Source organism: Hornefia porci (assembly GCF_001940235.1).
Taxonomy (GTDB): Bacteria; Bacillota; Clostridia; order Peptostreptococcales; family Anaerovoracaceae; genus Aminicella; species Aminicella porci.
Window position 1 is genome coordinate 2,428,810 of record NZ_MJIE01000001.1, and the last position, 22,789, is coordinate 2,451,598.

Here is a 22,789-nt window from a genome sequence, read left to right on the forward strand (position 1 = left end):
GATTAGAGTAAAATCTAACCGCCTTTTTTGTTTGAAAAAAGAAGGAGGTAAAAATGCGAATAAATGATTTTCATAACATTTTGGAGCTTGTAAAACAAGATGTGCTTCATAGTGAAGCAGAATACCTGAAGCTCCTAAAGGTTGTAGGAAACAATCAGAGATACGACTTTAGAAGTCAGTTAAGTATCTATGATAGAAATCCTGAAGCGACAGCCTGTGCCAAGTTTGATTATTGGAGGGAACGATTTAACCGTACCGTTATGAGAGGTCAAAAGGGTATCCCCATTTTAGAGGACTATGGCACATACAAAAAAGTGGACTATATCTTTGATATAAGCCAGACAGTTTCAAGAAATAGAGATGTCAATGAGGTCAATCTTTGGCGATTTGATAAGGAAGCTCATAGGGATGTCTTAAAGGAAATGATAGCAAGTGAAGGATATGAGGAAAGTGAAAGTACCTTAGAAAATATCTTTTCTTTGAGCAGACTTTACGGCGATGAAAAGATAGACAGTCTTATGAATGAGCTTAGAATAGCTGATGAAGATAGAATATCCTTTACTAAATTTGTGAGGGACTCAGTGAGTTATGCAGTGGCATCAAGATTTAAGGTAGATTATCCTATGGCTAATGAGCTTCTAAAGGAAAACTTTGCAATGCTTGATAGCATTTCCCTTATGAGCTTGGGAGAAACCGTATCAGACATTAGCGGAAATATAATTGATGCGACCATTCAAAAGAGTAAAGAGATTGAGCTTCAAAAAGAAGTGTTAAGAGGTAAAGAAGCAGGATATAATAAAATTAGAGAAGAATTAGAGGAGGTAGAAGAAAATGTACTTCGACGAGATGATCAGGAAAGAATTAGTGAAACCGAGCGAATTTTCCGAAATGGAGAGTACGTACGAGATAATAGAGAAAATCAGAGAGAACACACTAAACAGTTTGGAGGAACAGACGGACTTTATAAGGGAGTATCCGAATCCGACCTACGCAGTGATGAGGCTCACTTACCTTTCAGAGAGCGAGGAGCAGAGCCACTTCGAGATGTTGGTGGATCTATACAAGGAGAGGAAGCTAACAGGACACCTGATGGATATTCAGAAACAGGCTATAGAGTTTATGAGGACAGAGAAACCGAAATTGATGGCAGCTTGGAAGATAAAGGACGAGATAGATCCACAGTATGGGGCGATGATTTCAGCTCTGAAGGAAATGACAATCAAGGAAGTAGTGGAAATTTAAAAGATAATACTAATGTAGAGTTAAAAGAAGCTGATAAGGCTTCTTTTTCTTTACCTGAAAATTCTTACGGACAGATGAGGCTCACAATTCCGCTTAATGAAAAGGATATAGATACTATCCTTATTAACGGAGGAAATCATGATGGAAGTAGACTTCCCCTTATCGCTGAGTTTTCCAAAGGAAAAACGGCAGAAGAATTAGGAGAATACCTAAAAGAAACATTTAGAGGCGGGAATGGATTTTACATTGATGAAAGAGAGGTATCTTCCTGGTATTCGGATAAAGGCATTCATTTAGCCTACGGGACATCTGCAAGAGAAGATGATACGCAAATTTTAAGCTGGAGTGATGCTGCAAAGAGGATAAATGAGCTTCTTGATAGTGGTGAGTTTGCCACAAATGTGGAGCTTTCTGAAGCCTTAGATTACGAAAGGGATAGAATTTCAGAGTCATTATGGTATCTATACCATGATTTAAGCGAAGAAGGAAAAGCACAGGGTTATTTTGACTTTATAGAAAGAGGTGGTGGCTTTCCGGAAGAAACGAAAAGATTGTCTGAAGCATTAAAAAATCCCGAATACCTAAAGGAAACGATCAAAGAATACAGCAGATTTTTAGAGGGATACAAAGAAAACAGAAATGTGTTAAGGTTTCACTATCATAAGGTAGATAGCCTTTATCAAAAGTTGCAAGAACTTGAGCTGCCACGAAAGGAATACAGTACCAATCTGACGGAGCTTCCGAAAGTAAAGTCCTTTATCACAGAAGATGAAGTCCTTGAAAGTCTTTCAAGAGGAAGTGGCGTCGATAGAGGAAAAGAGCGAATTACAAAGTTTTTCAAAGAAAATCATACCTTGCAGGAAAAAGCTGGCTTTCTAAAAGACGAGTATGGAATCGGCGGAAGAAGTCATGCAGTATCGGGGGCAATGGGAAGTGATGAATGGCATGATGCAAAGGGACTTAAATTACAGAAGAATAATTGTAATGATGTTTTTCTTACTTGGTCAAATGTCGTAAAGCATATTGATGAGCTGCTTTCTAAAAATCTGTATGAAGAAAAGAAAATAGAAAGTAAGTCAGAGATAGAAGAAGCAAAAGCACCACAATATTACTCTAAAGATGATCCTGAAAACCTAATGACCGATGAAATGCTTGAAAGAGTGCCTGAGCTTTACGCACAGGAAGATGTAGCTTTAGCGGATAAAGAGGTTCATGCAGCATATATTATTCCTTTCCGTTCTAATTGGACTTGGTATATGACGGAATATGACAGGGAAAGCGGTGATGCCTTTGGACTTGTTCTTGGGATAGAGCCTGAATGGGGATATTTCAATCTTGAAGAATTGAAAGAATTAAATGCTCAAAGGCTTATTTTAGAGGATTTTCCAAAGACTTTTAGAGAGCTTAAAGATACAGAACTTGCAAAGCAGATGGATGAACAGGAGTTTCAATCAGTCTTTAACGGAGAACTTAGCTTTGAAGATAAAGAAGAACTTGAAATATCTGAAGAAGCAGAAGAAAGATTACCTGCAACACCTGTTCAGGAAACACTATTTGATTATCTGAAGGAAAAGGAAGAGGTAGAGCTTAACGAAGAAAAGGGAAGGCTTTCAGATGAATTTGCAGTTAAAGAGGGCGATACCGTCTATTTTAATCATGAAGAATATACTGTAAGGGAGATTGCTGAAAACCAAATCACAGGAAGATATGACTTATGGCTTGATCCTGTAAGAAGTGGAAACCATCAAATCCCTATTGTAGCCTTTACGGATAATGAAGATTTATTAAGACAGGTAAGCCCTGAAAGACCTGCGTTTATCATTGGAGATGAAATTAAATACAAGGATAAAGGCTATACCATCACACGCTTTGACGATATGGGAAATAACCTAAAGACGGTAACGGTTAAGGACAATACCGAATATCTTGGTGGTATGATAACAGGCTCCGATGTAATTCCTTATCATCTTGAAAGCGACCTTGAGAGAGTATTTGAAAATCTGACATATAAAAAGCCTGAAACTATTGCTAAAGAAAGTGAAATAAAGAAAGCAGAAGCTCATAACTTTAAAATTACAGAAGAAACATTACCTGAAAAGTTATCTCCAAGTGAAAGACTAAATAATAATCTTGAAGCCATCTCTATGCTGAGTCGCATCGAAAGTGGACAAAGAGAGCTTGACAGTACAGCTCAGGAAGTTTTAGCAAGGTATGTAGGCTGGGGAGGACTTGCTGATGTATTCGATGAAGAAAAAGGCGGACAGTGGAAAGAAGCGAGGAGCTTTCTAAAGGAAAACTTATCTCAGGCAGAATATGAAGCTGCAAGAGAATCAACTTTGACGAGCTTTTACACACCGAAAACGGTTATTGACGGCGTATATAAGACACTTTCCGATATGGGATTTAAGAGCGGAAATATCCTTGAGCCATCAATGGGCATCGGAAACTTTATCGGTAATCTTCCTGATGAAATGCGTAGGTCAAAGTTTTATGGTGTAGAGCTTGACAGTATAAGCGGTCGAATCGGAAAGCTGTTATATCCTGAAAGTGATATACAGATTAAAGGACTTGAAGAAACTTCCTTTTCCAATAACTTTTTTGATGCAGTTATCGGTAATGTTCCCTTTGGAGAATACAAAGTAAATGACAGGGAATACAATCGTAATAACTTCCTTATTCATGACTATTTCTTTGCCAAGTCCATTGATAAGGTTAGAAACGGCGGGGTTATCGCCTTTATTACATCAAGTGGAACAATGGATAAAAAGGATGAAAGTGTAAGACGCTATCTTGCAGCAAGAGCAGAGTTTTTAGGAGCTATCAGACTTCCGAATGACACCTTTAAGGGTATTGCCGGCACAGAAGTAATCTCAGATATTATCTTCTTAAAGAAAAGAGATAGCGTATTAGAGCGTGATGAAGATTGGATACACCTTGCGGAAGATGAAAACGGTCTTGTATATAACAAATACTTTGTTGATCATCCTGAACAGATACTTGGCTCAATGCGTGAAGTAAGCGGAAGATTTGGAAAAACTCTAACTTGTGAGCCGATAGCTTATTTAGGCACAGAGCTAAATATGGCTTCATTGAAGGATAGTATCGAGATTGCAGGAGAAAGAATTTCAAAAGATGCCAAGTATGAAGAAATAGAGCTTTTAGATGATGAAATCACTTCAATCCCGGCAACGGATGATGTAAAGAACTTCTCTTATACCTTAATTGATGATGAGGTATATTACAGAGAAAACTCACTGTTTATCAAAAAGGAAGTAACCGATAAAAACAAAGAAAAAATCAAGGATTATCTTGAGCTGAATGCTGCCTTAAAAGATGTGATTTACAAGCAGAAAGAAGATTTTAGTGAGGAAGAAATCAAGGCTTCACAGAAAAAATTAAATGAAATCTATGACAGCTTCTCTAAAAAGCATGGATATGTCAATAACCTTTCTAATACCAGAGCCTTAAAAGAAGATAGCAACTTTCCTTTGGTATCGTCCATTGAAATCCTTGATGAAGAAGAAAACTTCAAAGCAAAGGGCGATATTTTCAGTAAAAGAACAATCACAAAGGCAAAGACAATCGATCATGTAGATACTTCCCTTGAAGCCCTTGTTTTATCGGTATCTGAAAAAGGATATGTGGACTTTGACTATATGGAAGGTCTTACAGGAAAAGACAGACCGACTTTGATTGAGGAGCTTCGAGGGGAAATCTACTTAAATATTAGGGAAGAACAAAACTTTTATAGACCTCTATCCTTTAACCCCGAAGATGGAGATTTGCCTTTTGCCTGTGCCAATGGAAGCAATTCCTATAAATACGGTTATATAACAAAGGATGAATACCTAAGCGGAAACATCAGGGACAAGATTGCCATAGTTGATAGCTACTTATCAAAGCTCAGACAGACGGAAAGAGAACTCCCTCATCTTGGCTATGCAGAAGATGGTAAAGAAAAAGAGCTGATAAGCTATGAAATGAACCGTTTGGAATACCAAAAAGCAGAGCTTACAAAAGTTCTTCCAAAGGAGCTTGAAGCAAGTGAAATCAATGTAAGGCTTGGTGCAACTTGGATACCGATTAAAGACATTGAAAAATTTATCTTTGAAACTCTTAAAACTCCGGGATATGCAAGATGGGATATTAAGGTTAAGTTTTCAAATCTGACAAGTGAATGGAATGTAGAGGGCAAAAGCAGGGATAGAGGAAATGACCTTGCTGAAATGACTTACGGTACATCAAGGGTAAGTGCGTATAAGCTGATTGAAGATGCCTTAAACCTGAAAGAAACAAAGGTATTTGACCAGATTGTAAATCCGGACGGCTCTAAAACTTCTGTACTAAATAAAAAAGAAACCATGCTTGCAGGGCAAAAGCAGGAACTACTAAAAGAAGAATTTAAGAACTGGATATTTAATGATCAGGAGAGAAGAAACCGTCTTGTAAAACTGTATAATGAGCGTTTTAACTCTATCCGAAACAGAGAATATGACGGAAGTAATCTTTCCTTTGAGGGAATGAATACTAAAATAGATTTAAGACCTCATCAGAGAAATGCTATCGCACGAAGTCTTTACGGAGGAAATACTCTGCTTGCCCATGTGGTAGGTAGTGGAAAGACCTTTGAAATGGTGGCTTCTGCAATGGAAAGTAAAAGGCTTGGAATGTGTAGTAAGTCCTTGTTTGTTGTACCCAATCACTTAACAGGACAAATCGGTCGTGAGTTTATGCAGCTATATCCGTCAGCGAGCATTATGGTGGCGGATAAGAAAGACTTTGAGCCAAAAAACAGAAAGAGATTTATCGGAAAGATTGCAACAGGGGAATACGATGCAGTTGTTATCGGTCATACGCAGTTTGAAAAAATCCCTATGTCTAAGGAATATCAGGAGAAACACATTCAAGATCAGATTGATGAAATTGTAAACTATGTTGAGGAATATAAGCATGACAGAAATCAGAACTTTACGGTAAAACAGCTTGAAAAGACAAAGAAAAAACTGGAAACAAGGCTTGAGAAGTTAAATGATGATTTTAAGAAAGATGATGTGATTACTTTTGAAGAATTGGGTGTTGATAAGCTCTTTGTTGACGAAGCACACGGCTACAAAAACCTTTATCTTTATACAAAAATGCGTAATGTTGCAGGTATTGGGCAAAGTGAAGCCTTTAAATCTTCCGATATGTTTATGAAGTGTCGTTATATGGATGAAATGACGGGTGGAAAAGGTATCGTATTTGCCACAGGAACGCCTGTAAGCAACTCTATGACAGAGCTTTATACCATGCAGCGTTACCTTCAGTATGAAAGTCTAAAGAAAAACAACTTGGAGCATTTTGACTCTTGGGCTTCTACATTTGGAGAAACACAGTCTGCCTTTGAATTATCTCCGGAGGGGACAGGGTACAGAGTTAAGACAAGATTTTCAAAGTTCTATAATCTTCCGGAGCTTATGAGTATGTTTAAGGAAGTAGCGGATATTCAGACAGCGGATATGCTAAATCTTCCAACACCAGAAGCACACTATGAAGTCATTAAGACTTTGCCAAGTGAGGAACAAAAAGAAATCCTAAAGAGCCTTTCTGAAAGAGCTGATGATGTCAGAAATAGGGTGGTAGAGCCTGATGAAGATAATATGTTGAAAATTACGAATGACGGCAAGAAACTTGCATTGGATCAGAGGTTAATCAATCCTATGCTCCCTGATAATCCTGACAGTAAGGTCAATGTCTGTGTGAAAAATGTATTTAGTATATGGGATAAGACAAAAGATGATAGGTTAACACAGCTTCTATTTTCTGATATGTCCACACCAAAAGGCGATGGGGAGTTTAATATCTATGATGATATTAGAGAAAAACTTGTAGTAATGGGAATACCAAAAGAAGAGATTGCTTTTATCCATGAAGCCAACTCAGACAAGCAAAAGGATGAACTCTTTGCAAAGGTAAGAAAGGGAGATGTGAGGATATTACTTGGTTCTACTCAGAAAATGGGAGCCGGCACGAATGTACAAAACAAACTGATTGCCCTTCATGACCTTGATGTTCCTTGGCGTCCTGCCGACCTTGAGCAGAGAGCCGGAAGAATTGTAAGACAAGGAAATGAAAATGAGAAAGTAAATATCTATCGTTATGTTACAGAGAACACCTTTGATGCCTACCTTTGGCAGACGATAGAGAATAAGCAGAAATTTATTTCACAGATTATGACTTCAAAGACTCCTGTTCGTGTGGCGGAAGATGTGGACGAAAGTTCCCTTAACTATGCAGAGATTAAAGCACTTGCCACTGGTGATCCGAAGATTAAAGAAAAGATGGATTTGGACAATGAGGTTACGAAACTTAAAATGCTTGAAGCAAACTATAAGTCCAACCGTTACAGATTAGAGGATAAGGTAGCTAAAAACTACCCGGAAGAAATCGCAAGAACGGAAAAACTCATAGAAGCTGTCAAAAGAGATATATCCGATGTAGAGCCAAAAGCGGAAGGAGAAGAAAAGTTCACTTCCATTACCATTTTAGGCGAGAAGATTATCGACAAGAAATTAGCCGGAGAAAGACTGCTTGAAGCTATTTCAAAGGTTAAAATCAATGAAAGTAAGGTAATCGGTAAGTATAGAAATATGGATTTAGAGGTAAGTTACAACTTCTTTACCAATTCACATAACTTCAGCTTAAATGGTGCTGCAAAGCATTTAGGAGAGCTTGGAACAAGTGCTGACGGTAATATTACAAGACTGGATAACGCCCTTGAGAAAATGCCTGAGAAATTAAACAGGCTTGAAGAAAAACTTATCGGCATAAAAGAGCAGCTTGAAAATGCCAAAGAAGAACTTGAAAAGCCGTTTGAAAAAGCAGATGAATTAAAGAGTAAGGTGCTTCGCTTGGCAGAACTGAATAAGCTCCTTGATATGGGTGATGTTGAAGAAAAAAGAAATGATAATCCCCTTGTGGAAGATGTAAAAAGGGCAATCATTGATTTCTGCAACAGAGAATATGAGGAAAATCATAGTTATGATGAGTTTGATACTCTATATCCTGACTTAAAGCATATAGGAATTGCCTATACCAACACGCCGGATGAAAGACACAGCATTCAATATGAGCTTAATTTAGAGGATAAGATATGGACACAGTATATTAATGATATATCTATAAAAACTGAGAGCTTTGACTATGCGAACAAAGGAGAGAATGAAGCTCTAAGAAATATGAAAAATGAGATTGAGCTATCCTATTTTGAAGATCTGGTTTATGTGGATTCAGAAGATTTGAAAGCAGCAACGGGACTTGAAATTGATGATGAAGGTAACTTCTATGATCCACTTTCTAAAGACCTTGATAATGACGGAATTACTGACCGTTACGATAATGACTTTAAGGATAGTGACTATTTTGAATCAACATATGATGTGGAGGACAATCTTCATAGCAAAGAAGAAAGTTCACAAAAATCAGAGGATAAGCCGTCTATTTTAGGACAGATTAGAGCATATCAAAATGAAAGTAAAACAGAAGAAAAACAAACAACAAAAGAACAGGAGTATGTACGATAAGGGAGCGAAAAGCTCCCTTTTACTATGAAAGGAGATAAAAAACATGGATTACAAAACAATGAGAGATAGAATTGAAGATATGGTCAATGATAATCACAAGGACTTTGTTAAGGCGGTTATCAGTATGGAAAAAGGCATTAATGATGAAAGTGCATTAGACAAGCTATATGATGCTTATATGGATAATGACAGTCTGAATTTACTGCATGAGGAATTTGACTACATGATTGAAGATTTACGAGAACAGGGGCAAATAAAAGACCTGCCCTATGTTCAGGAAGAGAAAGATAATCTTATCAATATCGTTGGAAATATTGTAGGAAAGGTTGATGTAGTTGAAAGGGAAAACAAGAACGGAGAAGTCTTTAAGGTGGCAAATTTCTCTGTTGTATCTAAAGATGATGAGGGGAATAAGGTGTATCATAATTGCTCCGCTTATGGAGAAAAGAGTGATATTCCAAAAGACTTTAAGCAGGGAGATTTTGTAAAGCTCTTTGGACAAATCAGAACTTCCATTGATGATAATGGTAAGGAACATACTAACATCAGGATACTTTCTTCAAAACTGTTAAAGGCAAAGGAACAAATGAAAGGACAAGAAGAAAAGAAAGAATCTGTTCTTGGAGCTATCAAAAAGTATCAGGCTGAAGATAAGGAAAAGCCTAAAGAAAAGAAAGAAGCAAGCAAAGAAGCTGAGAGATAAGCTTATGGTCGGTGTGGTCTTAGGACTGCACCGACTCTTTTTTTATTTGCAAGAGTTCGAATAAAGAGAATATATTTATGAAAAAAATACATTTTATGGTATAATACAATAAATAAAGTTTTCTTGAACGGAGGTACAAGAATGAGAGTTTTTAGTTATAAAAGATTGTTCAAAAAACTAATTGATTTAGATATGACAAATAATGAATTGATGGAAAAGGCAAAAGTTAGTAAAAGCACATTCTATAAAATGAAAAATGGACAGAATGTAACTACGGATGTTTTGCTTAGAATTTGCAATGCTTTAGATTGTGATATTGACGAAATAATTGAGTGTATAAAGCAATAATAAAAAAGGAGAATGGAGAATGATTTTAAAAAAGATGAAAGTTAAAAATTTTAGGTTATTAAAAAATTTTGAATTGGATTTTAAAGATGAATTGTCGTTAGTTATAGGTAAAAATAATTGTGGAAAAACATCAGCTCTTATTATTTTGGATAAGATGTTAAATTCATCTAAAGTGATGTGGGAAGATATAAATTTGGAATGTCAGAAAGAATTTTATGAAAAAATAATTTATTTTGATATATCTGAGCAAGAGAAAGTTACATCATTAGAAACTGTTAATCTGCAATTATTTATTGAGTATGATGATAATGATTCATATGCAAATATTCAAAAATTCATGATGGATTTAAATCCGGAAAATAACATTATAGTGTTAGAATTTATTTCGTTAATATCTTTAAAAAAAATTATCGAATTAAAAAACATTATTAGTGAAAAAAATATTGAAGATTTTAAATCATTTTCCAAATTTATGAGTAAGAATTTTGCAAACTTCGTTGAAACGAAAAGATATTCAAGAGGGTTTGATATTGAATCAAACCAAATAACGCAAGATAGATCAGAAGAAATTGATAATAAGGATATTCAAAAAGTCATTAAAGTGGCAGGAATAAGAGCTGATCGAGCGGTTTCTAATGATGATCGTAATCATGTTTTATCAGGTTTAACTGGTAAATATTTCAGTTCTTATAAAGCTGCAAAAGATGAAAGTGAGTTGGTATTTACAAAACTTGAAGAAAAATTGGAGCAAGCCGATAAAGAATTATATAAGATTTACAATGGAGAAAAAAGTGAAAGTGGAGAAGATATTGATGGCATTTTTAGTGATGTTATAGATGTTATAAAAACTTATGGTGGTGTAGAAAACGGAATTGATATAGCAATAGAGTCATCTATTTCAGAGAAAAATTTATTGTCAGATAATACAAACTTAAGTTATAGACAAGGGGGAGATTGTTCACTTCCAGAAACATATAATGGGTTGGGATATTTGAATTTAATTGGTATTTTATTTGAGATTGAAACCAAGATACAGGAATTATTTGAACAACCAGCAGATATAAATCTCTTATATATTGAAGAGCCTGAAGCACATACACACCCTCAGTTACAGTATATATTTATAAGGAATATTAAATCTCATATCAAAGCACATAGAAAAAAGTTGTTGGAAGACAAGAATAAACAGTTGCAGATTTTAATCACTTCGCATTCATCACATATAGTTTCTGAATGTAACTTTGATGACATTATATATTTAAAGAAAAACGGGAATACAGTTATAGCTAAGAGTTTTAATTCTTTAAAAAAAGAGTATGGTGGAGATGAACAGAAAGGATTTAAGTTTGTAAAACAATATCTGACAATAAATAGAAGTGAACTTTTTTTTGCTGACAAAGCTATTTGTATAGAAGGAGATACCGAACGAATCTTAATGCCAATGATGATGCATAAGATTGATAATAAAGAAAATCCAGAAGGAGATATTATCCCACTATTATCACAAAATATTTCTGTAATAGAAGTTGGGGCACATTCACATATCTTTATTCCACTATTTGAGTTTTTAGGTATTAAGGCTTTAATATTAACAGATATAGATGCCGCTAATAAAAATGACAATGGGAAATATGTAAAATCACACCCTAAGGAAGCAAAGTATACAAGCAACGCTTCCATAAAAGATTTTTTCAAAGATACTGGTCTTGATGAATTAAATGATCAATTTGGAGAACTTGTAGAAAAAAGACCCGAGGATAAAATTAAAAATAATATTCGAATAGCATATCAAATACCGGAAACTGATGGTGAGTATCAAGCAAGTAGTTTTGAAGATGCATTTATAGCATTAAATAAAGATTTTATTATAAAGAATAAAGAAGGGCTTTGTGAATATGGAGCTTTAAAAGATTTTTCGAATGATGAAATAGAAAATGGTGATTATTATAATTTTGCTTTGAATAATGTGAAAAAGAAATCTTCATTTGCATCAAGCTTATTGTATTTTGATGATGAGAATGGCGAAGAAGATGAAAAATGGGCAGTTCCAAATTATATTGAGGAGGGCTTATTATGGATACGCTAACATTGGAAAAAGAAGTATTAGAAGCTCTTCAATGTATAAAAAATGGTGAAAATTTTATTTTAGAAGGTGGAGCAGGAAGTGGAAAAACATACTCCTTAATTTCCTTAATAAATGCACTTACAGAGGAATTACCAGATATTAAGATAGTATGTATTACATATACAAATAACGCAGTTGCAGAAATTTTATCAAGAATAGAAAATGAGAACCTTTGTGTTTCAACAATACATGAGTTTATATGGGCTCTTATCAGAAAATATCAGAATGAAATAAAAGATATTTTAGTTGGGCTTATTAATGATGATAATGAAAAGAACTTTAAAAAGCCAAAAAATTTTTCTGAGGATTTAATTTCTAAAGAATATTTCGAAAATCTTTATGTGGATTATGACGAGTATTATTCTGTAACGCCAAATGATGAAAATAGAGTGAAAATCAGCCATGATCACATTTTGATTGTTGCAGAGAAAATGTTTGAGAAATATAAAAAAATAGCAGACATTTTAAAGGATATTGCAGATTGTATTTTTGTTGATGAATATCAGGATACAAGTCCTTTAGTTGCGGATATTTTACTAAAGCATCTTGAACAAAGCAATAAGAAAAATGTAATTGGTTTTTTTGGAGATTCAATGCAGTCTATATATGACGACGGAGTTGGTAATTTAAATCAATATAATTTAACTAAAATAGTAAAGACGCAAAACCGAAGAAATCCAAGAGTTGTAATCGAAGTAGCCAATAAGTTTAGAGATGATGATATTGAGCAAAGACCTTCAGAAGATACAAATGCACCTAATATGGAGAATGGTATTATTAGAGAAGGTAGTATTAAATTTTTATATGGAAATGAAGCAGATGATTTTATAAGCATAAAGGAAAAGAGTATTTTTGAATCTTGGAATTTCTCGGATGGAAAACAAACAAAAGAGTTAAGGTTAACACATAAATATAATGCTGAAATGGCTGGATTTAAAGGCTTATATGATCTATATAATGCTGATTTGATAATTACGCTTATAAGCAAGATAAAGGAAAAAATTGATAAGGGAAATTTAGACAGTGATAAGACTTTGGGAGAATTGGCGTTAGAGGTAAAACCGATATATAAGAAAGTAGAGTTGCTGGATCAAATTAACGGAAACGAAATTTATCAGTCAATATACAGTGTTTTAGAAGGTATGTCATGGGAAGAAGCTTGCGAAAAATGTAAAGTTACTAAGGAATCACTTATGTCATATAAATTAAATGGGATGAGTGGTAGATATGAAGCTAATTCTTATAGAGATAGGATTTTACGCAGATTAGATATATTAGAGGAAATTATTGAATTATATGAGGCTAATAAATTTAATGATTTTCTACGAATAACAAAATTTTCTATTCATGATAGGAATGATAAGATTTGCCTTAAGCAAGCAATTGATTATCTTGTAAGTGAAGATAATCAAACGATAGAAGATGTTTTAAAATTTGCAGAAGTAAAAGGGTTACTCAAAGAAGATGAATTATTCAATGATTATATTTTAAATAAAGGGTTTTATTTATGGGAGAGAATAAAAAAGATAACATTTAATCAATACAGAAAAAGTGTCTTATATTTAAAAGAATTTTCGCCAATTTGCACTCAACATAGTGTTAAGGGTAGTGAATATGATAATGTACTTCTTGTATTAGAGTCTGATTGGAATAAATACGATTTTAATACATTATTTGGAAAGGGGTCTTCAAATTCTAATGTTCAACTAAGAACGAAAAAATTATTTTATGTATGTATAACGAGAGCAAAAAAGAATTTAATAATATATATGCCTACTAATGATTCTGACATATTGGGGAAAGCAAAAGATTTTTTTGGAGAAGAAAATGTTATAGATATTTCTTCGATTGAATAGAGGAGATGGTTATCTTTCCATCTCCTTACCCATATAAATTCCATAATTTTTTCGTATCTTGTAAAGCTCGTTCATAGTAGATTTTGATGAAGAATACTCTTGCATTAGGGTATTCTTTTTTTCTTGTAATTTATCAAGTTTATCTAAAATATCCTTAGAATTTGGGAGCTTGGAATAGGATTTTTTAAGCTCTGAAAGGGCATTTTCATATAGGGTAATTTGAGCTTTGTATTCTTCAAAAAATGCCTTATCAAACGGATTTGCTTTATATTCCTTATAGTATTGTCTGTATTTTTTTACTGTATGAACTTGTTCCATAGTGGCAGAAAGCTCCTGTATTTCCTTATCAATAGCCTTGATTTTATCCTGTAAATTTTGCCTTTCATCAGCTGCTTTTTGGATATACTCGTCAAGCTGCTTAACAGATTTAATTCCTTGTTCTCGAAGAAAGATGACAGACTCAGCCATTGTATTAAGGTTATGTTTGGTTGCCCAATATTCATAGCCTTTGCTTTCTTTTACTTTTATATTGGTGTTCATATCAATAACATTGCCGATGCGTTTTTTGACGGTAGGAGTCTTGATAAACTCTCTTTCTGCAATGCGTTCTTTTAATCTTTCTTCGGTGTAATCTTCTCCGATAGTTTTAGCCCTTGTAAATCTCGCCTTATCTTTTGGCTTAAAAGCAATGTGTTTGCCATATTTAATTTCACAGCCAAGATCAGCCATCTTTTTTAGAAACTCATCCCAATCCTTAGACTGTTTTATCATTCTGTCAATGTCAAATTGAAGCCTGCTTTTCCAAGAAGTACCACGCTTTACCTGTTCGTTTTCATACCAAGACTTACCGTTAGTCTTATATTTTTTCTTATAGCTTTCGTAAAACTCGTCAATGACGGATAGGTTATTTTCTTTGCAAAGTTTATCGCTGTGATACCTGATTTGATGATAAATTCTTCTGTTGGACTGGTAGCACCTACCTGTTACCATATTTACATTATTAAAGATGATGTGATTATGAATATGCCCCTTATCTATGTGAGTAGATAAGACAAATTCATACTCATCTTTTAATATCTTTTTGCATAACTCCATACCGATTTGGTGTGCCATTTCAGCCGTAGTTTCGCCCGGTAAAAAGGATTGAATGAGATGTCTTGCAAGAACAGTTCCCTTTGTTCCTGCATCATTTCGTGTCCTTAAAAATTGAGTATGAGCAGTTGACTCATGGCATTTATGCGTGCTGACTAAAATCTGCTCGTCTGTTTTATCTCCATTTACAATGTATTCGATAGCAAGATTAAGAGTCGATTTGATAGGGTGTATTTTTGTAATAGCCATAAAAACTAATCACCTCCGGAAGTCCTGTTAAGCAGCAGGGAATGAATTTGCCATAGCTCTTTTGAGAAATGTTTAATCTCTTTTTTCATATCATTAATGTCCTCTTTGTAAATTACACCTGTTGAATTTACTCGCTTTGCAATCTGATTGATGTTATTTGTGGCATTTGAAAGCAAGCCTTGTAAATCTCGGAAAGGCTCTAAATCCACTTGATAAATTTCCTTTTCTAAAACGCATTTGCGGATAAAATGGCTCATATTTCTGCACTTTGCAAGTTTTCTTTTATCTTCAAAAAGAGCCTTTTCTTCTTCTGTTAGTTTAATTTCAAGTCTTTCATTTCGTATTCTATTTGCCATAGGTAGTTCCTCCTTTGAATGTATTTCGGGGTCTTAGGGTTCTCCCTAACAAGCTAAAAATTGATAAAAAAAGAAGCAGTTCCCAGAGGGCTGCTTCATCAATTTTTTCGTAAGTGTCCGTACACTTACTGTGCTTGCTACAAAAGAATGATTATGGTAGCAAGCATTAAGCAAGTTTTAAATGTATATCTTATATTATACCAAATGAGATAAGTAATGTCATCAGAATTGAAAAAATGCTTTTAATATGACAACATATGTCAAGTTAATATGGTATAATAAATATAGGAGATGTTAAGACGATGAAAGATAATAGGCTATTTAGGATACTATATTATATTTTAGAAAAGGGAAAAGTTACAGCAAGCGAACTTGCTGATAAATTTGAGGTATCAGTCAGAACAATTTATAGAGATATTGACTCTATCAGTAGTGCAGGTATTCCCATTTATGCGTTGCAAGGAAAGGGTGGTGGAATAGAAATTGCTGAGGATTTTGTTCTTAGTAAATCACTACTGTCTGAAAACGAGAAACAACAAATTATGTCAGCTCTTCAGGGATTGGAGAATACAACAATACAACATGAGAATGAGCTTCTAACAAAACTATCCGCACTCTTTAAAATAAAAAATACCAGTTGGATAGAAGTTGATTTTAATAATTGGCAAAACAATAAGATGTATGAAAAAACATTTAATGATATTAAGTCCGCAATTTTAAGTAAGAACATTGTTTCATTCACATATTTTAGCAGTAATGAAAAAGAAACAAGCAGAAGAGTTAAACCTGTGAGATTGCTTTTCAAGAGTCAGGATTGGTATCTATATGCCCTATGTTTACTCAGAAATGATTTCAGATATTTCAAATTGTCCAGGATAAAGAATTTAGAAATCCATACTGAAAAGTTTGATGACAACTTTGAAGATGTAATACTCAAAAAAGAAACGCCACATGAGAATACAGTGAATATAAAAGTTAAGTTTGATCGAAAAGTTGCTTTCAGGGTATATGATGAACTAAACGGAGAAATTACAGAAGATAATGACGGAAATTTATATACTGAAATAGAAATACCGAATGACTATAACTTATATAATTATATTTTTTCATTTGGAGATGAAGCAGAAGTATTGGAACCTGAAGAAGTTAGAATGCAAATTAAAAAAATGATAAATAAAATGGCAGAAAAATATATAATATGACAGATGGTGTCAAGTATGGTGAGATATAATTATCTTAAATAAAGATAAGGAGGAATAAAAAATGGGTACGAAATATTGTCAATGTTGTGGCATGCCTATGGGAGAGGGAACAGAGCTTTATGGTACAAATTCAGATGGAAGCGTAAATGAAGATTATTGTAAGTATTGCTTTGAGAAAGGCGAATTTACTTTTAAGGGAACAATGGAGGAAATGATTGAGATATGCGTTCCTCATGTAGTCGAAGCCAATAAAGATATGAATGAAGATAGTGCAAGAAAAATGATGATGGAGTTTTTCCCAACTCTAAAGAGATGGAAGGAGTAAAAAATTATGCCAAGACCAACGACAAAAAATGATTTAATGATTGCTGCTAAGGAAAACTATGAAAAGTTAAATTTATTTATCTCAAAGATGACTGAGGAAGAGTTAAATACACCATTTGACTTTTCAAAAGATGAAAAGAAAAAAGAAGCCCACTGGAAAAGAGATAAGAATCTAAGAGATGTTTTAATCCATCTCTATGAGTGGCATCAGCTTATTTTGAATTGGGTACATTCCAATCAAAAGGGAGAAGAAAAACCGTTTTTGCCTGAGCCGTACAATTGGAAAACTTATGGAGATATGAATGTAGAATTTTGGAAGAAACATCAAAATACTTCTCTTGAAGACGCAACTAAAATGTTTCATAAATCCCATAGAGATGTTTTAGAGTTGGCTGAAAAATTTACAAGTGAAGAATTGTTTTCCAAAGGCGTCTACAAGTGGACAGGGGGGAGTACACTGGGTTCCTATTTTGTAAGTACCACTGCAAGCCATTATGATTGGGCAATGAAAAAATTAAAAGCCCATCAGAAAAAATGCAAATCAAAATAATTGGAACAGGATAGTAAAGTGCATTTTACAAAGGTAAAAGGAATATTATCTTCAAAAAATGGAATGAATTTGTTCAGAGGCTGCACTCACGGTTGTATTTATTGCGACTCAAGAAGCAACTGCTACCGGATGAACCATAAATTTGAAGATGTAGAAGTAAAGGAAAATGGAATCAGTCTTTTGGAAGAGAACCTAAAACGAAAGCGGAAAAAATGTATGATTGGTTTAGGTTCTATGACTGATCCATACATTAAAGAGGAACTTGGACTAAATTATACAAGACAGGCACTTGAGATAATAAATAAATTTGGCTTCGGTGTAACGCTTATAACAAAGTCAGCTAATGTTTTAAGGGATTTAGACTTATTGAAAGAAATAAATTCAAAAACAAAATGTGTAATTCAAATGACACTAACGACTTATGATGAAGAACTTTGTAAAAAGATAGAGCCTAATGTTTCAACGACAAAAGAAAGGGTTGAAGCATTAAAAATATTGCGTGATGAGGGAATACCAACAGTAGTTTGGTTAACACCGATATTACCATTTATTAACGATACGGAAGAAAATATTCTTGGGATTTTAAACTGCTGCAAGGAAGCAAAAGTGTTTGGAATAGTATGCTTTGGTATGGGAGTTACACTCAGAGAGGGAAATAGAGAATATTTTTATTCGCAGTTAGATAAAAAGTTTCCAAAGCTGAAAGAACAATACATCAGAGAATATGGCAATAGTTATGTGGCAAACAGCGTAAACAATAAAAAACTAATGGGTGTATTTCACGAATTCTGTGAGCGGAACGGTATCGTTCATGATAATGAAGCAATATTTAACTATTTGGGACTATTTGAGGGAAAGGACATCTCAAAGCAGCTTAGTTTTTTTGACTTAATCTGACTAAGGGGGGTGAAATATTTATAAAATTATAATTAAGGAGGGATTTATTAATGAAAGTGTTAATTTTTAACATATACGATACAAATATAATAATGTCCCTTTTTTACAACCTTTTTTTCATTATTTAATCATGATAATTTAGTATTTTTCTTCCATTACGGAGGACTCGGTATGTTCAAATGCCGAAGTCCTCCTTTTTTGTCTGAAAAACAAACAGACAAAAAAGAAATGGAGGAAACTTTATGGCAAAAGAGTATTACCTTTATGTCAGCGGACAAAAGGTGAAAGTCAGTGAAGATATTTATAAAGTCTACTGGCGAGAAAAAGAACACGAAAAGTATTTGGAGCAGGTGGACAGAAAAAACCACTTGCTCTTTTTTTCGTCATTAGATCATGATGGACATTATGTTGATAACATCATAGATGAAAATGTTGATGTAGCAAAGATTGTGGAAACACAAATGATGATTGAATCATTGAGATATGCTATATCAAAGCTGAACGATGAAGAAAGAGACATCATAGAGCGTTTGTACTTTAATGACGAAACGCTTCGTTCAGTAGCAAGATTAAAAAGTATTACACATCCGGCTTTAATCAAGAGAAGAAATAAAATCCTTGAGAAACTGAAAAAGTTTATTGAGGATCTATAAACTTCGGTAACCAAAGGGGTCAAACTTTCCTTATATAAAGTGAAGGGGAGTTTGATCTCCTTTACTTTTATAAGAGATATAGCCTATTTATGGCAAACAGGAAGATGTAAAGAAAATCCCTTTCAAATAATTGTTCTTTGACAACTGAATAGACCATGACGGGACTTTTAATTACTTAGTGAGCGAAAGAAATTTTACGCCATAACTTTCCTGCTGAAGAAATTCGGTTTAAATGAATACTGTCAAAGACAAGGATATAAGGAAACGAGCGATAAATAAATTTTCTTAAAGCAAAGAGCGAGGATAACTTTGCAAGTGATGACCTAAGTAATGATAATGATACTTCTTTAGTGAAAGCCGGCTCATCTTAACAGGGGCGGTGGTGAGATTCCAATGTTGCTGATCCTAAGCACCCGTCAATGTCATTAAACTTGGTTAGATGAGAAAATTATATATTGATTATAGAGGAATTAGAGGGAGGTGTACGGGTGGACAATGACTGGAATGGATTGGCTGATTTGATAGCAAATCTTATTACAAAGTATGCTGGTGTTTTAGATTTGGATAATCTACCAGATCCAATGCCAGTAAATAATAACAGTGAAAATGAAAATATCTTTGACATGGTAAAAACACAGATTGAGAAAATGAAATAAAAGTGCTATAATATACTTGAGATATAAGTCCAAACTTTTTGGAAGTATGAAAAAGATATAGAGAAATATATTGAGGTTAATGCTATGTCAAAAGAGAAAATAAAAGTATACCTCTACACAAGAGTATCTACATCAATACAGATAGATGGTTATTCTTTAGAGGCACAAAAATCAAGAATGAAGGCTTTTGCCCTTTATAATGACTATGAAATTGTTGGTGAGTATGAAGACGCAGGTAAGTCTGGAAAATCTATTGAGGGAAGGATACAGTTTAATCGAATGATGGAAGATATAAAATCTGGCAAAGATGGAGTATCTTTTGTTCTTGTGTTTAAGCTATCAAGATTTGCAAGAAATGCTGCGGATGTTTTATCAACATTACAAACAATGCAAGATTTTGGAGTCAATTTGATTTGCGTTGAGGATGGGATTGATTCATCCAAAGATGCAGGTAAATTGATGATTTCTGTTTTATCAGCTGTGGCTGAAATTGAAAGAGAAAATATTCGTGTTCAAACAATGGAAGGGCGTATTCAAAAGGCAAGAGAAGGGAAATGGAATGGAGGTTTTGCTCCTTATGGGTATCAGCTTGTCGATGGTAAACTGTTTATCAATGAAGAAGAAGCTGTCGCAATAAGAACTATTTTTGATCAATATGTTAATACAACCATTGGAGCTAATGGACTTTCAAAATACTTAGAAAATCATGGAATAAGAAAAATTCCAAGACAGAATGGAAAAAATCCATTGTTCGATGCAGGTCTTATAAGAAAGATATTAAAGAATCCTGTATATAACGGGAAGATAGCTTTTGGAAGAAGAACTTTAGAAAAAGTTCATGGTACAAGAAATGAATATAAACAAGTAGAACAAGATGAATATTTAATAGCTGAAGGAATTCATGAAGCTATAATTTCTGATGAGTTATGGCAGGCTGCTCAGGTTAAGCTAAAATCTCAAGCAAAGAAATATGAGCATGTGAATAAAGGAAAAGATATACGTACACACTTACTTTCAGGAATTGTAAAATGCCCGGTATGTGGAGTGGGAATGTTTGGCAACAAGTGTATCAAGAAAAGGAAAGATGGTACAAAGTATAAAGATTTTTATTACTATGGCTGTAAACATAGGCAGATGATGAGAGGTCATAAGTGTACTTTCAGTAAGCAAATTAGAGAGGAATTGTTAGATGATGCAGTTGCTGAGGTAATTATAAAGATAGTAAGCAATCCCAAATTTGCTTCTATGATGCAAGAAAAAATCAATATGAAAGTGGATACCTCTGAAATAGAAAAGGAAATAGATAATTATCAAAAAGAACTGCGGAAAAGTCATTCCACAAAGTTTAAGCTAATTGAGGAAATAGATAATTTAGATGCTGATGATAAGCACTACAAACGAAGAAAACAGGACTTAGACGATAGACTTTATCGTATGTACGATAAAATTGAAGAATTAGAATCATTCTTAATTGATGCGAAAGCAAAAAAACAAACTATTGAAGCTGAAAAACTTACAGGAGATAATATATATAAAGTTCTGATCTATTTTGATAAACTCTACAAGGTAATGAATGATGTGGAGCGTAGACAGTTAATTACAGCTTTGATTTCTGAAATTCAAATTTACGAAGAAAAGCAACCGAATGGACAATGGCTAAAATCAATTACTTTTAAACTTCCTATCATCGATGAAGATTTAAATATAGGTTTGGACAATGATGAACAAGTTGAGACGGTAGTATTGATGTCAAAGGTAGGAGTGGAATAAGCTCGAAAGCCCGTGATTTTAGGCACTTTTCGGCTTTAGGTAGTTTCGAACAGGCGGAGACGGTAATCGCTCTGCGGTAACTTATCTATGGCAGCACAGACAAAAAAGTGTGAGAGTTGAGTTGCCGGATTAGATGTCACATAGTTGAAGCTGTGGATTAGATGTCTGGGGTGTTGAGTGTTCGATATAGATGTTGGAGGAATTGTTATATGGCATCGAGCAAAGAATACTTGGATTTCATATTAGAGCAGCTGTCAGATTTGGATGAGGTGTCACATCGTGCGATGATGGGAGAATACATCATCTATTATCGCGGCAAGGTGGTCGGTGGCATCTACGATGACCGTTTTCTTGTGAAGCCCACGAAGTCTGCCGTGGCTATGATGCCGGACGCAAATAGAGAACTGCCTTATGACGGAGCAAAAGAAATGTTGCTCGTTGATGACGTTGACAATAAGAAGTTTCTGACAGAACTGCTTGAAGCGATGTATCTGGAACTACCTGCAGCGAAGAAAAAGAAATAAAAGAAAACAGACCAAGGCTCCAATACTGTCATCATCGGCGCGGGCAGCACGATAAAGGAGATGCAATTTTATGAAAATACTCGTGTTAAACGGTAGTCCCAGACCGAACGGGAATACAGCCGGAATGGTAAATATATTTCAGCGGGCAGCTGAAGAACACGGACATCAGGTAAAAGTGTTCAATGTATGCAAAATGAACATCAATGGATGTCTTGCATGTGAGTACTGTCACGGAAAAGGACACGGCCAGTGTGTCCAGAAGGATGATATGCAGGAGATCTATGCGGAACTGAGCGATACGGAAATGCTGGTACTTGCCGCACCGATTTATTACCACGGAATATCAGGACAGCTGAAATGCGTGATAGACCGGTTCTATTCGGCACTTTATCCGACTGCACCTACTACATTGAAGAAGGTCGCCATGTTCCTTAGCTCCGGAGATGACAACATGTACGATGGAGCCAAGTTTTCATACGATGGCGATTTCCTCGGTTACCTTGGTCTGGAGGGAATGGGCATCTTCACAAATCACGACAGGAATGTGATGAGCAGAATAAAAGATATGGCAGCATCTCTATAAAGCTGCTATCAGCGATAATAGAGGACAATCCAAACAAATGTTGAAAGAATTGTAAAAAACAGTGGCTCCGACACTGCCATCAGCGGCGGTGAAGGAG

Annotated in this window: 16 protein-coding genes; 14 read left to right on the forward strand and 2 right to left on the reverse strand. The window is 34.6% G+C overall.

The window, feature by feature from the left end; all coding sequences use genetic code 11:
* Positions 1-53: 53 nt before the first annotated feature.
* The 5 genes from BHK98_RS11220 (at position 54) to BHK98_RS11240 (ending at position 13,836) form a co-directional block, all read left to right on the forward strand.
* On the forward strand, positions 54-8,804 hold the full coding sequence (locus BHK98_RS11220) for a helicase-related protein (RefSeq protein ID WP_075714288.1): 8,751 nt from the start codon (positions 54-56) through the stop codon (positions 8,802-8,804).
* Positions 8,805-8,847: 43 nt separating this feature from the next.
* On the forward strand, positions 8,848-9,507 hold the full coding sequence (locus BHK98_RS11225) for a DNA-binding protein (RefSeq protein WP_075714290.1): 660 nt from the start codon (positions 8,848-8,850) through the stop codon (positions 9,505-9,507).
* 141 nt (positions 9,508-9,648) lie between these two features.
* Positions 9,649-9,855 carry a helix-turn-helix domain-containing protein gene (locus BHK98_RS11230; protein ID WP_075714292.1) on the forward strand — a complete coding sequence of 69 codons (207 nt, stop codon included), beginning with the start codon at positions 9,649-9,651 and terminating at the stop codon, positions 9,853-9,855.
* 19 nt (positions 9,856-9,874) lie between these two features.
* Positions 9,875-11,941 (forward strand): ATP-dependent nuclease, encoded by a 2,067-nt coding sequence (locus BHK98_RS11235; protein ID WP_075714294.1) that lies wholly within the window; start codon positions 9,875-9,877, stop codon positions 11,939-11,941.
* Positions 11,929-13,836 carry a UvrD-helicase domain-containing protein gene (locus BHK98_RS11240; protein ID WP_075714296.1) on the forward strand — a complete coding sequence of 636 codons (1,908 nt, stop codon included), beginning with the start codon at positions 11,929-11,931 and terminating at the stop codon, positions 13,834-13,836. Before BHK98_RS11235 ends, BHK98_RS11240 begins: the two co-directional genes overlap by 13 nt.
* 9 nt (positions 13,837-13,845) lie before the next feature.
* On the opposite strand, the gene BHK98_RS11245 is transcribed toward BHK98_RS11240, so the two are convergent.
* Positions 13,846-15,177: a relaxase/mobilization nuclease domain-containing protein gene (locus BHK98_RS11245; RefSeq protein ID WP_075714298.1), complete on the reverse strand. Its 1,332-nt coding sequence runs from the start codon at positions 15,175-15,177 to the stop codon at positions 13,846-13,848.
* A 5-nt stretch (positions 15,178-15,182) separates the two neighbouring features.
* Positions 15,183-15,533: a plasmid mobilization protein gene (locus BHK98_RS11250; RefSeq protein WP_075714300.1), complete on the reverse strand. Its 351-nt coding sequence runs from the start codon at positions 15,531-15,533 to the stop codon at positions 15,183-15,185.
* A gap of 302 nt (positions 15,534-15,835) precedes the next feature.
* On the opposite strand from BHK98_RS11250, the gene BHK98_RS11255 reads away from it, so the two are divergent.
* From BHK98_RS11255 to BHK98_RS11300, 9 genes are all read left to right on the forward strand, one after another.
* Entirely contained in the window at positions 15,836-16,735 is a 900-nt protein-coding gene (locus tag BHK98_RS11255) for a helix-turn-helix transcriptional regulator (RefSeq protein ID WP_012678199.1), read from the forward strand.
* A 61-nt stretch (positions 16,736-16,796) separates the two neighbouring features.
* Complete coding sequence (locus BHK98_RS11260; RefSeq protein WP_075714301.1) at positions 16,797-17,060, forward strand: zinc ribbon domain-containing protein; 264 nt, start codon at positions 16,797-16,799, stop codon at positions 17,058-17,060.
* A 6-nt stretch (positions 17,061-17,066) separates the two neighbouring features.
* Positions 17,067-17,609, forward strand: coding sequence for a ClbS/DfsB family four-helix bundle protein (locus BHK98_RS11265; RefSeq protein WP_012678198.1), 543 nt, complete (start codon positions 17,067-17,069; stop codon positions 17,607-17,609).
* Positions 17,610-17,627: 18 nt separating this feature from the next.
* Entirely contained in the window at positions 17,628-18,506 is an 879-nt protein-coding gene (locus tag BHK98_RS11270) for an SPL family radical SAM protein (protein WP_012678197.1), read from the forward strand.
* 242 nt (positions 18,507-18,748) lie between these two features.
* A complete protein-coding gene (locus BHK98_RS11280) occupies positions 18,749-19,159 on the forward strand; it encodes a sigma-70 family RNA polymerase sigma factor (protein WP_018365290.1) in 411 nt (136 codons plus the stop codon).
* Positions 19,160-19,647: 488 nt separating this feature from the next.
* Complete coding sequence (locus BHK98_RS13650) at positions 19,648-19,815, forward strand: hypothetical protein (protein WP_018365289.1); 168 nt, start codon at positions 19,648-19,650, stop codon at positions 19,813-19,815.
* A gap of 84 nt (positions 19,816-19,899) precedes the next feature.
* The gene (locus BHK98_RS11290) at positions 19,900-21,585 is read left to right on the forward strand and encodes a recombinase family protein (RefSeq protein ID WP_075714305.1); all 1,686 of its coding nucleotides are present in this window, start codon (positions 19,900-19,902) and stop codon (positions 21,583-21,585) included.
* Between the two features lie 209 nt (positions 21,586-21,794).
* Positions 21,795-22,109 carry a TfoX/Sxy family protein gene (locus tag BHK98_RS11295; RefSeq protein WP_075714307.1) on the forward strand — a complete coding sequence of 105 codons (315 nt, stop codon included), beginning with the start codon at positions 21,795-21,797 and terminating at the stop codon, positions 22,107-22,109.
* Between the two features lie 70 nt (positions 22,110-22,179).
* On the forward strand, positions 22,180-22,692 hold the full coding sequence (locus BHK98_RS11300) for a flavodoxin family protein (protein WP_075714309.1): 513 nt from the start codon (positions 22,180-22,182) through the stop codon (positions 22,690-22,692).
* The last annotated feature ends 97 nt before the right edge of the window (positions 22,693-22,789 follow it).